The 14,947-nt window shown below is 49.8% G+C and carries 10 protein-coding genes, 3 tRNA genes and 1 pseudogene; 8 read left to right on the top strand and 6 right to left on the bottom strand.

Going from position 1 to position 14,947, the window contains the following annotated elements; translation table 11 throughout:
- The 4 genes and pseudogenes from RSA72_RS09145 to RSA72_RS09130 all read right to left on the bottom strand — a co-directional run.
- A pseudogene (locus RSA72_RS09145) lies at positions 1 to 173 on the bottom strand (acetaldehyde dehydrogenase (acetylating)); the annotation flags it as partial.
- Between the two features lie 22 nt (positions 174 to 195).
- A complete protein-coding gene (locus RSA72_RS09140) occupies positions 196 to 993 on the bottom strand; it encodes a 2-keto-4-pentenoate hydratase (protein WP_332633064.1) in 798 nt (265 codons plus the stop codon).
- A gap of 407 nt (positions 994 to 1,400) precedes the next feature.
- Positions 1,401 to 2,069 (bottom strand): HAD-IA family hydrolase, encoded by a 669-nt coding sequence (locus RSA72_RS09135; RefSeq protein WP_005250564.1) that lies wholly within the window; start codon positions 2,067 to 2,069, stop codon positions 1,401 to 1,403.
- Positions 2,070 to 2,431: 362 nt separating this feature from the next.
- Entirely contained in the window at positions 2,432 to 3,388 is a 957-nt protein-coding gene (locus RSA72_RS09130) for an RluA family pseudouridine synthase (protein ID WP_004278531.1), read from the bottom strand.
- A 759-nt stretch (positions 3,389 to 4,147) separates the two neighbouring features.
- On the opposite strand from RSA72_RS09130, the gene RSA72_RS09125 reads away from it, so the two are divergent.
- The 5 genes from RSA72_RS09125 (at position 4,148) to RSA72_RS09105 (ending at position 10,003) form a co-directional block, all read left to right on the top strand.
- A complete protein-coding gene (locus RSA72_RS09125; RefSeq protein ID WP_332623244.1) occupies positions 4,148 to 7,486 on the top strand; it encodes an Rne/Rng family ribonuclease in 3,339 nt (1,112 codons plus the stop codon).
- Between the two features lie 187 nt (positions 7,487 to 7,673).
- The gene (locus RSA72_RS09120; RefSeq protein WP_332623243.1) at positions 7,674 to 9,515 is read left to right on the top strand and encodes a long-chain-acyl-CoA synthetase; all 1,842 of its coding nucleotides are present in this window, start codon (positions 7,674 to 7,676) and stop codon (positions 9,513 to 9,515) included.
- Between the two features lie 188 nt (positions 9,516 to 9,703).
- Positions 9,704 to 9,779, top strand: a tRNA-Lys gene (locus RSA72_RS09115).
- 19 nt (positions 9,780 to 9,798) lie between these two features.
- Positions 9,799 to 9,874, top strand: a tRNA-Lys gene (locus RSA72_RS09110).
- Between the two features lie 53 nt (positions 9,875 to 9,927).
- Positions 9,928 to 10,003: transfer RNA gene (locus RSA72_RS09105), tRNA-Lys, on the top strand.
- A 197-nt stretch (positions 10,004 to 10,200) separates the two neighbouring features.
- Here RSA72_RS09105 and RSA72_RS09100 read toward each other — a convergent pair.
- The gene (locus RSA72_RS09100) at positions 10,201 to 10,857 is read right to left on the bottom strand and encodes a hypothetical protein (RefSeq protein ID WP_332633057.1); all 657 of its coding nucleotides are present in this window, start codon (positions 10,855 to 10,857) and stop codon (positions 10,201 to 10,203) included.
- A 279-nt stretch (positions 10,858 to 11,136) separates the two neighbouring features.
- On the opposite strand from RSA72_RS09100, the gene RSA72_RS09095 reads away from it, so the two are divergent.
- The gene (locus RSA72_RS09095) at positions 11,137 to 11,397 is read left to right on the top strand and encodes a PspC domain-containing protein (protein ID WP_332623239.1); all 261 of its coding nucleotides are present in this window, start codon (positions 11,137 to 11,139) and stop codon (positions 11,395 to 11,397) included.
- A 95-nt stretch (positions 11,398 to 11,492) separates the two neighbouring features.
- Here the strand turns inward: RSA72_RS09095 and RSA72_RS09090 are convergent, their stop codons facing one another.
- Positions 11,493 to 12,602 carry an HPP family protein gene (locus RSA72_RS09090; protein WP_332623238.1) on the bottom strand — a complete coding sequence of 370 codons (1,110 nt, stop codon included), beginning with the start codon at positions 12,600 to 12,602 and terminating at the stop codon, positions 11,493 to 11,495.
- A 906-nt stretch (positions 12,603 to 13,508) separates the two neighbouring features.
- Between RSA72_RS09090 and glyQ the strand changes: the two genes are divergently transcribed.
- Both glyQ and RSA72_RS09080 read left to right on the top strand, forming a co-directional pair.
- On the top strand, positions 13,509 to 14,498 hold the full coding sequence (gene glyQ, locus RSA72_RS09085; protein WP_004978878.1) for a glycine--tRNA ligase subunit alpha: 990 nt from the start codon (positions 13,509 to 13,511) through the stop codon (positions 14,496 to 14,498).
- On the top strand, positions 14,498 to 14,947 hold a 450-nt coding region (locus RSA72_RS09080), incomplete at its 3' end, for a glycine--tRNA ligase subunit beta (RefSeq protein ID WP_332633055.1). The genes glyQ and RSA72_RS09080, both read left to right, overlap by 1 nt.

The raw sequence follows: 14,947 nt of genomic DNA, 5'->3' as shown, positions 1-14,947 counted from the left end.
ACGCCTTCAGCAGTGGTTTTTAAACCCATTTTTGCTGCACGTGCTAGACCTTCAGAAGTTGGGTCAATCCCCACCATCCATACTGGTTCTAACCATTCGCTGCGTTGCAGTTTATAAAGCAAATCAGTACCAATATTACCTGGACCGATCAATGCACATTTAATCTTTTTCATGAATGTACTCTCTTGTATTCCCTTATTCAGCAGCAAAAGCAGCTGTTACTGAACCAAAGCCTTCAATTTCAACTTTGAATTCGTCGCCAGGCTGAGCTACAACCATTGGACCCAAAGCACCAGTCAAAATAATGTCGCCTTTTAGCAATGGACGGCCACGGCGTACCATTTCATCTGCCAGCCACACAGCAGCATTTAACGGGTTTGCCAGACATGCTTTACCCACGCCTTGAGAAACCACTTCGTCGCCACGTGTCATGACCATCTTGCAGTTCACAAGATCAAGGTTTTCCAGTTTGACAGGCTTAGAGCCCAGAACGAATGCAGCAGAAGATGCGTTATCCGCCACAGTATCAATCAGGCTGATTTTCCAGTTTTCGATACGGCTATCGACCACTTCAATTGCAGGCAGTGCATAATCAGTTGCGCTGATAATGTCTGCATACGTGTGTTTTTCTTTGGTTAAATCCTGGTTAATCACCAATGCGATTTCTGCTTCAACTTTCGGCTGAATCAGAAGGCCAGCTGGAATTGCTTCACCATCGCCATAGGCCATATCGGCAAATAACATACCGAAATCCGGCTGATCTACACCCAGTTGCGCTTGAACGACTTTAGACGTCAAACCAATTTTGCGACCCACCAGACGGCGACCTTCAGACAAAGCACGCTCGGTATTCACTTCCTGAACGGCATAGGCGATATCTACGTCAGCACTTTCACCGCCAAGTTCCGGGCGAATCGGTGCAATCGCAGTTTGTGATAATTCAGCGCTACGAAGTGCTTGTGCAACTGATTCAACAACAGCAGAATTCGACATCAATGTTTCCTTAAACTGCAAAAATTAGGCTTATGCCGGCATCTAAGAGGGACAGAAAATATGAAAATGATCAGGCTGATCATCCGCATGGACTGCCTTTCTCAGAGCGAGCATAGGAATAAACAGTTTTAGGATGGGAAAAATCCGGCGTTTGTGCCAATAGTTATTTTATTTTTTGCTATAGCTATTATCTATAAGAATAATTTATAAAAAATTAAATAAAACAAAATCTTATTGTTTAAAACACATCGTTATTTAGCAAAATAACTGCCATAATATGACCGAATAAAATCAGTACAATTACGACTTTAGACTAAAAGATAAGAACCAGCGCTTAAATCTGCAGCATTCCCCAGCCAATTTAAACCGGGGAACTGCTTGTTTTTCATTACAACCAAGATACTGGATTAAACTGCTTGTTTCCATTGGACTTTAGCCAACAAAGCGCTATGCAAAGCAGCCACATCATCCACGATACAGACTGGATTAAATTGTGCTAAAAGTTCAGGTTCATGCACACCATAACTTACCCCAACGCTTGGCATGGCAATATTTTGCGCCATTTCCAGATCATAAGACGTATCACCGACCATAATCGCATGTTCAGCCTGCACACCGGTTTCCGCCAGAATTTCTTCTAACATGAGTGGATGAGGTTTAGAATGGGTTTCGCTGGCTGCGCGCGTACTCACAAACAGCTCTTCACTGTTCGTCTGTTTTAATACACGATCCAGACCTTTACGGCTTTTCCCTGTGGCTACTGCCAGCTTCACGCCTTGCTGCTGTAAATCTGCGAGCATGTGCGCTACGCCTTCAAACCAGGAATCTCCTGATGAGTTGGCAACATAGTGATCGGAATAAGCCTGCAAAATATCCGTATGTAATTCTGGTACTGTCGGGAATAAACGCTGTGCAACTTCAGGTAAACCCAGTCCAATAATACTTTTCGCATCTGCATCCGTTAACGGCTGCTGAAACTGCTGTGCGGCAAACTGCAAACTCGCCACGATTTGACCCACTGAATCAAATAAAGTGCCATCCCAATCGAAAATGACCAATTTTACAGGTGAGTTCATAAAAGATTTCCTAGATTTGATTCAGTCTTGAAGCCCTCTCCTACAAGGAGAGATTTTTTTTCATTCTTAAGCAAATGACTTTATTAAAAGAACCAATAAAGTCGAATTATCAATGAAGTTTTAATTCAACATTGCTCTTTAATAAGTAACGTTCCCTCTCCTGAACGAGTTTAAAGCACTGCTTTAAACGACGTGCAAGAAGGAGACTTGCTCAGCAGTGCTGCTTAGGGAGAGGATTCTTTCGAAATTTAATCTCCCCTCTTGCGGAACAATGTTCCTCATCTTTAAGAAATAGGGGAATTCCCTCCTTTTTCAAAGGAGGGTGAGGGTGGATTAAATTTATTAAAAGAAAAAATAAGTCCTTATTGGGCAGCCGGTTTATCCGCTTTCTGCGCTCTTAACTGCGCCACCAGACTCTGCATATCTTCTGGCAATGGTGCTTCAATTGCTGGATAGCCCGGAATGTCCAGACGCATTGCATGTAAACACAAACGGCGTGGTTTTGGCCCACGATATTCTGTTTCATGCCCATACTTTTCATCGCCTACTAACGGATGGCCAATACTCAAACCATGAACACGAATCTGATGGGTACGACCAGAAAGCGGAGATGCATACACCAGTGTGGCATGCATAAAACGTTCCTGCACATTCCACTGGGTTTTAGACTCTTTACCTTCTTTCGGGGACACACAGACACGACGTTCACCATTGGCCAGCTCATAACGATGTAAAGGTGCATCAATCAACTGTTTATCCAGACTGACCTGCCCTTTTACCACAGCCGCATAGGTTTTTTTGATTTTATGTTCACGTAACATATCTTGTAATGTTTTCAACACGCTACGCTTTTTAGAAATCATCACCAAACCGGAAGTATCACGGTCAATCCGGTGAATCAGTTCCAGATACTTTTTACCAGTCGCTGCACGCAAGCCTTCAATCAGGCCATAGGCCACACCGCTACCACCATGCACAGCAATCCCGGAAGGTTTATTCACGACCATCAAACCTTCATCTTCATAAATCACACGGGCCAATAAGCCTTGTGCCACTTTGTCGGAAACAGGTGCAGCAGATTCATCTTTTTGTTCATAGCGAATCGGCGCAACGCGAATCTGGTCACCGATTGCGAGTTTGGTTTCTGCTTTAATGCGTTTTTTATTAACGCGAACCTGGCCTTCACGAATCAGACGATAGATACGGCTTTTTGGCACACCTTTCAGACGACTAAACAGGAAATTATCGATGCGTTGTCCATCTTGATGTTCATCCACTTCAAACCAAGTGACGTTTTGCCATTGTTGCGTAGAATTCATACAGTTACGATGACCCAAAAAATACTAAAATTGATTAAAAACTGATCACTTAGGCTATGCTTTACCCAATAAAGGTAAGCTTAACCCATAGGCAGATGATGCAAGGTTTGATATAGTCAGCGCATGGATACCACCGTTAGTGTGAAAAAATTTAAAAACTTCAATTTTTTGGAGTTCGATATTAAATTTCTCAATTCACATTAAATACGGAAAGGTCCCTAAAGAATATGCCGACGCCGAAGGCTTTATTATATCGGCAAAAAAGCAAACTGTTGCGTTTAATTGTATTTCGGTACATAAATCAGTTTGCCGCAAAAAATATGTCGCCAACCAAAAGTTGGTTTTAAACGTAAACTGATACACATCAGATAAGTCGCGTCCTAAAGTCGCATTCAGGCTACAACGTTGATGTATTGGATCTGCACATGAAGCACTGATACGATGATAATTCCGTATCAAGACACTCTATCTGTAAATGAAGAGATGATCTTTAAGCTAAGTGACAGTGAAAGTTACTCACATCCAATGCACCGTCTGTCCGCCAGTGAATCGTTTAGGTTACTTTAATCAACTCATGATTAAAGCCGTATTGCCATCATCAATATGGACATCAAAAACCGAAGCCCAACAAAAAAGGCCGGTAAAAAAGCTCAGACCACAATTGTAGTATTTTGAGATCTGGGTGTTGATCCTTAATGTATGGTGTTCGCTACGTGAATAGCGATGTTTTGTTGTGTATCGCTATTAGGTGTTACACCCATGAAACGTATGTTGATTAATGCAACACATGCCGAAGAAATTCGCGTTGCACTTGTCACTGGTCAGCGTCTTTACGATTTCGACTTAGAGAATCGTACCCGTGAGCAAAAAAAATCCAATATCTATAAAGGCCACGTCACCCGCGTAGAGCCTTCCCTGGAAGCTGTGTTTGTAGAATACGGCGCCGGCCGCCAAGGCTTCCTGTCCATGCGGGAAATTGCAAATTCTTACTACAAGGCAGACCCTCGCCAAACTTCAAATATCCGCGAACTGATCACTGAAGGCACAGAGCTTTTGGTGCAGGTGGAAAAAGAAGAGCGCGGCAATAAAGGCGCAGCCCTTTCCACCTTCATTTCACTGGCCGGGCGCTATCTGGTGCTGATGCCGAACAACCCGAAAGGCGGCGGCATCAGCCGTCAAATTTCCGGTTCAGTCCGTGACGAATTGAAAGAAATGCTGGCATCGCTCAGCGTGCCGCGCGGCATGAGCGTGATTGTGCGTACCGCCGGCATCGGCCGTTCGCAGGAAGAGCTGCAGCTGGACCTGCAGCACCTGCTGGACCTTTGGGCGCAAATCCAAAGCACTTCAAGCTCTGGCCCGTCGCCAATGCTGGTGCATCAGGAAGCCGGCGTAGTCACCCGCGCCATCCGCGACTACCTGCGCGATGACGTTGCTGAAATCCTGATTGACTCTGAGCAGGCCTATAACGAAGCCTACAACTTTGTTAAAGCCGTGATGCCGCGTCAAATCGACAAATTAAAAACCTATACGCTGAATGAGCCTTTATTTGCTCACTTCGGCATTGAAAGCCAAATCCAAACGGCTTATGAACGTGAAGTCAAGCTTCCTTCAGGCGGTTCAATCGTCATTGACCAAACAGAAGCCTTGGTGTCGATCGACATCAACTCTGCAAAATCAACCCGCGGCCATGACGTTGAAGACACAGCGCTCAACACCAACCTTGAAGCAGCCGAAGAAATCGCGCGCCAGCTGCGCCTGCGCGATATCGGCGGCCTGGTAGTGATCGATTTCATCGACATGACCAAAGACCGCAACCAGCGCATGGTTGAAGCGAAACTGCGTGAAGCGACGCAAAGCGACCGCGCGCGCATTCAGTTTGGCCAGCTGTCACGCTTCGGCCTGATGGAAATGAGCCGCCAGCGCCTGCGCCCTTCGCTTGAAGAAGCTACAGGCTATGTCTGCCCGCGCTGCCACGGCACCGGCATGGTGCGTGACCTGCGTTCGCTTTCACTGTCAATTATGCGCAAAGTGGAAGAAATTGCCCTGCGTGAGCGCCATGGTGAAGTTCAGGTTGAAGTTCCTGTTGAAATTGCAGCCTTCCTGCTGAATGAAAAGCGCCACAGCCTGGTTTACTTAGAACAAACCTCCGGTGTCCGTGTGACTGTGCTTCCTCACCCGCACTTAGAAACCCCGCATTACGAAATTTCCTATAACCCTGAAGGCTTTGCGCCGACCAGCTATGAACGCACCGAAGCGACCCGCTCCAGCGAAAAAGAGCTGGGCTACGAAGCGGCCGAATGGCATTTAGAGCAGGATCAAGCCGCGCAGGCCCCGGCGCAGCCGCAGGAAAAAGGCCAAAGAAGGCAGAAAATCCAGCAGCAGCCTGCACAGCAGGCGCCTGCCCCGGCGGCGCCGGTACAGGCTTCTTCAAGCCCATGCGCATGGCTGGAAAATCTGTTTGTGCAGAAGCAGGCAGCAACAGTTGATCAGGCGCGCACTGCAAACAATGCAGCGGCAGCCATTGAGCAAATGGTCAATGGCGGCGCAGTCAGCCGCGGCCAGCTGGGCCAAGTGGTTTCGGCTCCGGCCGCAGCGGCAGCCCCTGTACAGCCGGCAGCAGCAGCTGTTCCTGTCAATAATGCCTACTTGACGCCTTCCAGCGTGGCGCTGAAAGCTGAAAGCCGCGAAGCGGACAAGCTGGCAGCCGACAAGGACGAAAAAGCGCAGCGCAGCAATAAAAAGCCGCGCAATAAGCATAAAGAACCCCGCGAGCAGGCGCAGCAGCAGGAAAGCGCAGCCCATCAAGTGCATGAAGAAATTGTTCAGGTATCACGCCAGGAACAGCGTCAGGAAGCGCGCGAAAACAAGCGCAGCTCGCGCCGCCCGCACAGCAGTGAGCAGCAGGACGTTCAGAACAATGAACCGCAAGCTGCCGTGCCGCGCCGCGACCGCAACAGCCCGCGCCCAAGCCGCCCGAACCGCCACCGCGACCCAAGCGTGCTGAATGAAGCGGCTGCGCCGAAACAGGCGCCTGCAGAAAATGCAGCGCCGGCGCGCCAGCCAAAAGCTGAAACGGTAGATGCGCCGCGTCAGGAAATCATGCCGACAGCGCTGGTGGTGAATATTGATCAAGCGCAAAGCGAGATCATAGCCCTTGCGCCGCAAGCGCAGACTGCTGAGCCGGAAAAAGCCGCTGCGCCAGCCGTGAAAGAAGAGCAAGCGCCGGCCAAAGCCGCTCCTGCAAAACCGCAGGAAAAGCCTGAAGAGCAGAAGCCGCGCCAGCAGCAGGTCACACGCGCCAGCAACGATCCGCGCCAGCGCCGCCGCCAGCAGCGCGAAGCGCAGGCGCGCCAGCCTGCAGCGCCTAAAATTGCGCCGTCTCAGGTGCCTGAGCTTGCGCAGCACACTGTCGGCAGCCTGATCCGCCATGTCTACGGCAGCGACTGCTCTGTGCTGATTGAACAGTTTGGATTGATTCCGACGTTCAACCGCGCGCTGCTGAAGTTCACCGAGGCGCATGCCGCGGCGCTGGCTGCGCCAGCCGCAGCTGAAGCAGAGAAGAAACCGGTTACGCGTGATGCGGCGGTGTCAAAATCTGCGCCGGAAGCTGAGCCGGCGCCTGTGCTGGACCTGACGCCGCCTAAGCCGGCATCGGACAGCCGTGTAGCCAATGATCCGCGTGAACGCCGCCGCCTGGCGAAGCAGGCGCTGGAACAGGCGAAACAGGCGCATGCAGAAGAGCCGGCAAAAGCTGAAGAAGCAGCGCAGGCTGAAGCTCCAGTACCGCAGCCGGCAGCAGAAGCGCCAGCTGAAACTCTAGCGGCTGAAAAAGCCCCGGAACCGGCAGCTCAAGCGGAAGCAGCAGCTGAGCCTGTGCAAGCAGAGCTTCCGGCCGAAGCTGAATTGCCTGCCGCAGCCGAACAGCCTGCGCCTGCAGCGCAAGACGCTGGGGAAACAGCTGATGTTCAAACATCTGATAATGCAGAAAAATCTGAATCCGAAGAAACTGAACAGCAGAAAGCGGACAAAGACAAGCCTGCACGCCCGCGCCGTCCGCGCGGCCGCCCGCCGAAAAAAGCCAGCCCGGCAGCTGAGTAATCATTTGCTCAATTGCAGCTGATTAAAAAAATCCAGTCATTTCGGTGACTGGATTTTTTTTGCTACTTTCGTCAGATTAGGTTGATTGCACTAGACTGAAACGATTAAAAGACAATTGTACAAATTGCCGCAAAGCTTATTGCAAACAAATAGACGCATTGGATTACGAAAAATAAATAGGATGAGCATGAACCAAACCACCCAGCACGATCTGATCGGAATTGCTGATGTCGCAGCAAAAATTCCGGGCTTTATCGCCAAAGTTCCCAGCCTGCTCAGCGGCCTGAAGCAGGCCTATCTGCGCACCCCGAATACCCCGGCCGGACTGGGCATCGCTTTTGAAAAAGCCGTCATGCGCAATCCGGACGGCAATGCCCTGCTGTTTGAAGATCAGCGCTTCACCTATACCGAACTGAATGAATGGGCTAACCAGATTGGCCATTACTACCTTGCGCTGGGCGCGCAAAAAGGCGACGTGATTGCGGTCATGGTTGAAAACCGCCCTGAACTGGTTGCCTCGATTATCGCCTTGGCTAAAATCGGCGTAACCGCAGCCCTGCTGAACACCTCGCAAAGCGGCAAAGCGCTGGCGCACAGCATCAATCTGGTCAGCCCGATTGCGGTCATTGCCGGCGAAGAATGCCGCCAGGTTATAGATGACGTCCGTCAGGAGCTGCAGCTGCCGGCAGAGCGCTTTTACTGGTTCGCCGATCAGGCCACGCGCGCAGACGCAGGAAAAGCGCCTCTGGGCTATCTCAATCTGGCCGAAGCCATTGACCCCTTCCCGGCATTCAACACCCCAACCACACACAGTGTCAAAGGCAAGGACGGCCTGTTCTATATCTACACCTCCGGCACCACTGGCCTGCCCAAAGCGGTGATTTTCACCAACAGCCGCTGGACTTTAGCCTACGGCACCTATGGCCATGTGCTGAACCTGAACCCCAATGATGTCATGTACGTGACCCTGCCGCTGTATCATGCGACAGGCACGGTGGTGTGCTGGTGCGGCGTGATTGCCGGCGCCGCCGCTTTAGCCATCCGGCGCAAATACTCCACCTCCACATTCTGGCAAGACGTGCAGAAATTTGACGCTTCGGCCATCGGCTATGTCGGCGAACTGTGCCGCTACCTGATGGATGCGCCGCCGTCTGCGCTGGAAAAAGGCCACCGCGTGAAAAAGATGATCGGCAACGGCATGCGCCCGAATATCTGGAATAAATTCAAGCAGCGCTTCGGCATTGAAGAAGTTCTGGAACTGTATGCCTCCAGCGAAGGCAATGTCGGCTTCAGCAATGTGTTCAATTTTGACAATACTGTCGGCTTTTCTCCAACCCCCTACGCCATCATCCAGTTTGACAAAGAGAAAAATGAGCCGGTGCGCAATGCCGAAGGCTGGTGCATTAAAGTCAAAAAAGGCGAAACCGGCCTGCTGGTGGGCAAAATCACCCGCCGCTCGCCCTTTGACGGCTATACCGATGCGGAAAAAAACAAAGCCGTCATCATTAAAGACCTGTTCAAGCAGGGCGACGCCTACTTCAACACCGGCGACCTGGTGCGCGATATCGGCTTCCGCCATGCGCAGTTTGTCGACCGCTTAGGCGACACTTTCCGCTGGAAAGGCGAAAATGTGTCAACCACCGAAGTGGAAAACGCGCTCAGCGAATATGAGAAAATTGCCGAAGCCGTGGTCTACGGCGTGGAAATCCCGCATACCAACGGCCGCGCCGGCATGGCAGCCATCACGCTGGCCGACGGCGCCGCGCTGAATGAAGCGGACTGCGGCAAAATGGCGGCCGAATTCAGAAAATGCCTGCCGGCCTATGCCGTGCCGCTGTTCCTGCGCGTACAGCAGCAGGCCGAAACCACCGGCACCTTCAAATATCAGAAAAGCAAGCTGAAAGAACAGGCGTTTAACCCCAATGCAACCGATGAGCGCCTGCTGGTGCTACTGCCGAACAGCGCGGCCTACTGCGATTTGACCGCGGAGATTTTTGACAATATTCAAGCCTATAAATACCGCTTTTAAGCGGAATAACCGCCTGTTTTAGCCTTAAAGCAGGCGGTTTTGTTGGATTTATAATCAAACAAAAGCAAGTTTATGTTTTTTTGCTTGCGCTTGAATGAGATCTTGCTACAATACGCTCCATCAAACGAAGTGGTGCTGGAAATTTTTTCTTGCGCTGCGCATTCGGGCTAAGCCTGAGTGCAGGTTCAGGGTCGTTAGCTCAGTTGGTAGAGCAGTAGACTTTTAATCTATTGGTCCCGCGTTCGAGTCGCGGACGACCCACCATTTCCTTGATGCCACAGATGGGTCGTTAGCTCAGTTGGTAGAGCAGTAGACTTTTAATCTATTGGTCCCGCGTTCGAGTCGCGGACGACCCACCATCTATCTAAAATTTAATTTTAGACTATAATCAATTCAGTTTGATATCCCTGTTGGGTCGTTAGCTCAGTTGGTAGAGCAGTAGACTTTTAATCTATTGGTCCCGCGTTCGAGTCGCGGACGACCCACCACTCTCTTCAGGCTTCTTCCTTCCGCACCGGAAGCGAAATGACAGCCGCAAGCTTCACCTCAAGATACGGCGCACCGCCGCTTCTGACCCGCTATCCAAAACTGTTTCCGCATTTTTTATGCCGGGCTTACAGTTGCATTTTAAAACCCGCTTCGCCGGAAGAACAGCAGCCGGCATCCATGGGCCAAATCCGCCCAGTTATTTTGAATGCGCATTCCGGATCAGCTGATACGCCCGCGCCGGCTGCGGATAGCCTTTTGCGAACATTTCCTTATTTTTCGCCTGATGGTCATTGCGGATCTTTTCCACATCCATCACCAGCCGGTTTGGATCTTCAATCCGGTAGTAGAAATTCACCCCTTCCTTGCGGTGCACGGTTAATTCGGTCTGCTCCAGGTTCACTGTCCAGGTGTCTTTGCGGTAGGCGCCATCGCCGCCAGCCGTTGCATTTCTGTCTGTGAAGACTTTGCCGTAATGAATGATGCTGCGGTGCACGGTGCCGTCCGGCAGCAGATTTAAAATGAATTCCGCAGCGCCCTGTTCACAGGACACAAAATCATCTTCGCATGGAATATTGGCATGATAGCGCCCGATAAAATTCCGGGCATAAGCCGGAACCGGGCTGCCCGGCACAGCATGCCGGCTGCCGGCGGCGTCCGCCGTTTTAGGATGGCGCTCCTGTGCAGGCATGCGGCTATTTGCATCCGCAACCGATACCGCAGCAGGCTGCGGCGCCGGCTGCTCCTGCGGCGGCGGGGCTGCCTGCTGGCTGCATCCTGCAAGCAGGCTTCCAGCACAGACCGCAGCCATGCAGCTGATTGAATTGATGAAGTATTTTGACGCAGCACATTCCATAATTTGCCAATACCGCCTGATCTTTTTGCTATTGGGGGCTCCGCTGACATTGTAATCATTAACGAGAAGCCCTGCACAGTTCCTGCCGAAAATATTTTACAGACCGCATTGTCCGCGCTGGAAATTCAGGCGCCGGCCTGAAAGGCGCGCTTTTCTGCGCCTTTTACATATTTTAACTTTTTTCCGGAATTTTCCCCTTTAAATCAAGAACTGCGTCACCATTTTTAATATGAGGAAAATTATTTGATTCACCCTATTTCTATTTTTAAGGAGGCTTGAATGGCCACTGCTGGTTTATACCGTTCCAACCGCTCAAATATGATTGCTGGCGTCATTGGCGGTATTGCTGAACGTTTTGGCTGGAATGCAAATCTGCTGCGGATTATCTTTGTGATTATTTCCTGCATGAGCGCTGCCTTTCCAGGAATTTTGGTGTATCTGGCGCTGTGGCTGATTATGCCGAAGCAGGCGCCCGCCATTCAGAACCCGCAAGGCTACAGCAAGCCGGTGCGCACCGTAAATGATGATCCGCTGCGCTGACAGCGGCTCAGGCGGGCGCTGTTGAATTAATCCCTTAGACCTGTTTTTGGTCACTGCAGCTTTTCCCCAAAATGCTGCAGTTTTTTTTGCCCGCTTCAGCCGGGCTCACGCAGCCGGTTCAGCTGCTGATTCAGCGCGGCGATCATATCCGCGCGGCTGATGATGCCGGTCAGGCGCTGCTGCTCCACCACCGGAATATAGTTGAAAGAGCGCTCCACAAAATACGGCACCAAGTCCTGAATCGGCTGCTGCGGCTGCGCCGTCACCACCTGATGATTCATAATCTGATAGACATGATTTTCCCAGGAAGCTTTCGGATCGGCTGCGCGCTTGAACCATTCCACCACATCATACAGCGCCAAAGTGCCGACCAGCCGGTCCAGATCGCTGACCACCGGCAGGCTCATTAAATTCACCTGCTTGAATTTTTCCAGCGCAGACTGAATATCGTCTTCCGCGCGCAGGCAGATTACCTGCCGGGTCATAATGTCCCGGCAGGTGAACTGGCTGACTGCGCGCGCATTGGCGATTTCCTGCGCCTTTAAAATAATCTTCTGCAGGTCGTAGTCGCTGATATCCAAAAGCTGGGTTTGATGATCCAGCACATTTTGAATATCCTGCGGCTGAATGCTGACTTTCTGGGTCGGAGTTGGGCCGGCGGTGCGGCGGTTCAGCTGAGCTTTCTGCGGGTACTGCTTGCCCAGCAGGCGGTTGAAGATAACCGCCGCAAACATCAGCAGCATTGAGTTCAGCAGCACTGGATACAGCACAAACATATAGCCCAGATCATGCACCGCCTTGCCGCCCAGCACTGCGGTGATCGCCACGGCCCCGCTGGGCGGATGCAGCGAATCTGTGCTCATCATCAGGATAATCGCCAGCGCCACCGCGATGCTGAAAGCTCCAGTCAGATTTGGAATCAGCATGGCGCAGCTGACGCCGATCACGCCGGCAAGGGTATTGCCCACCACCATATTCCACGGCTGCGCCAGCGGGCTGGCCGGCACAGCGAACAGCAGCACCGACGAAGCGCCCATCGGCGCAATGTACCATGCGTTTAAACCGCCCAGCGCCAGCCAGCTGATGAAGGATGACAGCGCCAGCCCGATCAGCGCGCCTAGGCCGCAGAGCAGGCGCTCTTTTAAGGGTAAAACTTTAAAGTTGGGTTTAAGCGTATTCAGCCAGTCTGCTTTTGAGTGAAACACGGTTTGCCTTGCATGCTGTTTTAACGGGTGCGGCAATTATAAAGCCGCGGCTCATTAAGGTGTATTTATTTTATACCTTTTAATTATCACTAAAGCCATTTTAACCGCATTTACTTTTGATCATCGGCTGGCCTCAGCGCATCAGCAGCATTGCCCATTCCTGTATTTGCCGTGATTGCTGGCCACACAGGCATGCCCAAAGAAATTCCCGTGATTATTGCTGAAGTTGGCGCATCATGCGCTTTCAGCCCAACACCTATAAGTGCTTTTTAATTCCATAATATTTTGATATTATTAAAATTAATAAAAACAGCCATCCAAATCAAAATAAAGCAAATGATTGAGCGGCTCTTTCAGCCATTACAGCAAAGTAAAAAAAGAATTGCCGTGAATTTAGCTCGCACCAATCGCTGGATTATTTCTTGTTTTTACTGGCCTATTATTTGCCGCAATCTTTAACTAGCTCATGACTGATATCAATCTTTCCCTGGGCCTGTTCATGCTGATCATTCCAGCCTTTTTATTCTATTCATGTTTTATCTATATCCCGCTCCTGATCTATTTTTTAGTACTGCAGCATTTTCATAAGTTTCACCTCTTCAGCATTGCTTTAGCTGCAATATTCGGTTTTTTCAGCTTTTATTGCCTATCTCAGCCCAATGATTTTTTAGCAGCTTTTAACCTGCTGATACTGCTCTTATTTTTCATTTTACCTACAGCAAGTTTTTTTATTTTTCTGAGTTTAAGAAGCCATAAAAGAATCATGCTGGCGAACTTAAGCCTTCACGCGGACAATAAAATCCAGCGCTAAAATTACACCTATGTATTTTGTACAGAAACTTTGCCACTCCCCTGCAAAATCCTTATACTTAGAGCCAATTTTTCTCTAATTTTAAGTGGATGACCATGAGTCGCGCCATATCGCATATTGATACCTTCCAAGGCTTAATTCTTGCCTTGCAAAACTATTGGGCTGAACAAGGCTGCGTCATTTTGCAGCCATACGACATGGAAATGGGCGCAGGGACATTCCACACAGCAACTTTCCTTCGCGCTTTAGGGCCTGAAACCTGGAACGCGGCTTATGTGCAGCCTTCACGCCGCCCGAAAGACGGCCGCTACGGTGAAAACCCGAACCGCCTGCAGCACTACTACCAGTTTCAGGTGGTGCTGAAACCGAACCCGGACAACATCCAGCAGCTTTACCTAGACTCGTTAGAAGCCATTGGTATTGATACCCTCACTCACGATATTCGTTTCGTAGAAGACAACTGGGAATCTCCAACACTCGGCGCATGGGGCTTAGGTTGGGAAGTTTGGCTCAACGGTATGGAAGTGACTCAGTTTACTTACTTCCAACAAGTCGGTGGTGTTGAATGTTACCCAGTAACAGGTGAAATCACTTACGGTCTTGAACGTTTGGCCATGTACTTACAAGGTGTCGATTCAGTTTACGATCTTGTTTGGACCAAAGGTCAATTCGGCACTGTGACTTATGGCGATGTATTCCATCAAAATGAAGTTGAGCAATCGACCTATAACTTTGAATATGCCAACGTTGAAAAAATGTTTGAATTATTCGATTTCTATGAAGCTGAAGCAACTCGCTTAATGGAAGCTGAACTTCCACTTCCTGCGTATGAACAAGTGATTAAAGCATCGCACAGCTTTAACTTGCTCGATGCACGTGGTGCGATTTCTGTGACTGAGCGTCAACGCTATATTTTACGTGTACGTACTTTGGCACGTTCAATTGCACAAAGTTATGTGGCTGCTCGTGCCAAGCTTGGTTTCCCAATGGCAGAACCGCATTTACGTGATGAAGTTTTAGCTCAACTGAAAGCTCAGGTTGAAGCGGAAGCGGCTCAAGCAGAAAAATCAGCGGAGAACAAATAATGTCTAAACATACCGTTTTATTTGAACTTGGCTGTGAAGAACTTCCACCCAAAAACTTAAAAACTTTACGTGATGCATTGCAAGCTGAAACTGTAAAAGGCTTAAAAGATGCAGGCTTGGCTTTTGAAGCAATTGAAGCCTATGCAGCACCTCGCCGTTTGGCATTGAAAATCATTAATGTCGATGGTGCTCAAGCAGATACGCAAAAACGTTTTGATGGCCCTGCGGTACAAGCGGCTTATGATGCGGAAGGTAAACCAAGCAAAGCGCTTGAAGGCTTTATGCGCGGTCAAGGCATTACTGCGGATCAAGTTTCAACCTTCCAAGCCGGTAAAGTTGAAAAAGTCTGCTACCTAAAAGACGTGAAAGGCCAAAGCCTTGACGTTTTACTGCCGCAAATTTTACAAACTGCTTTAGATAATCTTCCTATTGCAAAACGTATGCGTTCT

It is taken from the genome of Acinetobacter sp. (assembly GCF_036659555.1).
In the GTDB taxonomy this organism is placed as follows: Bacteria; Pseudomonadota; Gammaproteobacteria; order Pseudomonadales; family Moraxellaceae; genus Acinetobacter.
The sequence above is the reverse complement of the archived record's forward strand: the minus strand, read 5'-3'. Positions and strand labels throughout refer to the sequence as shown.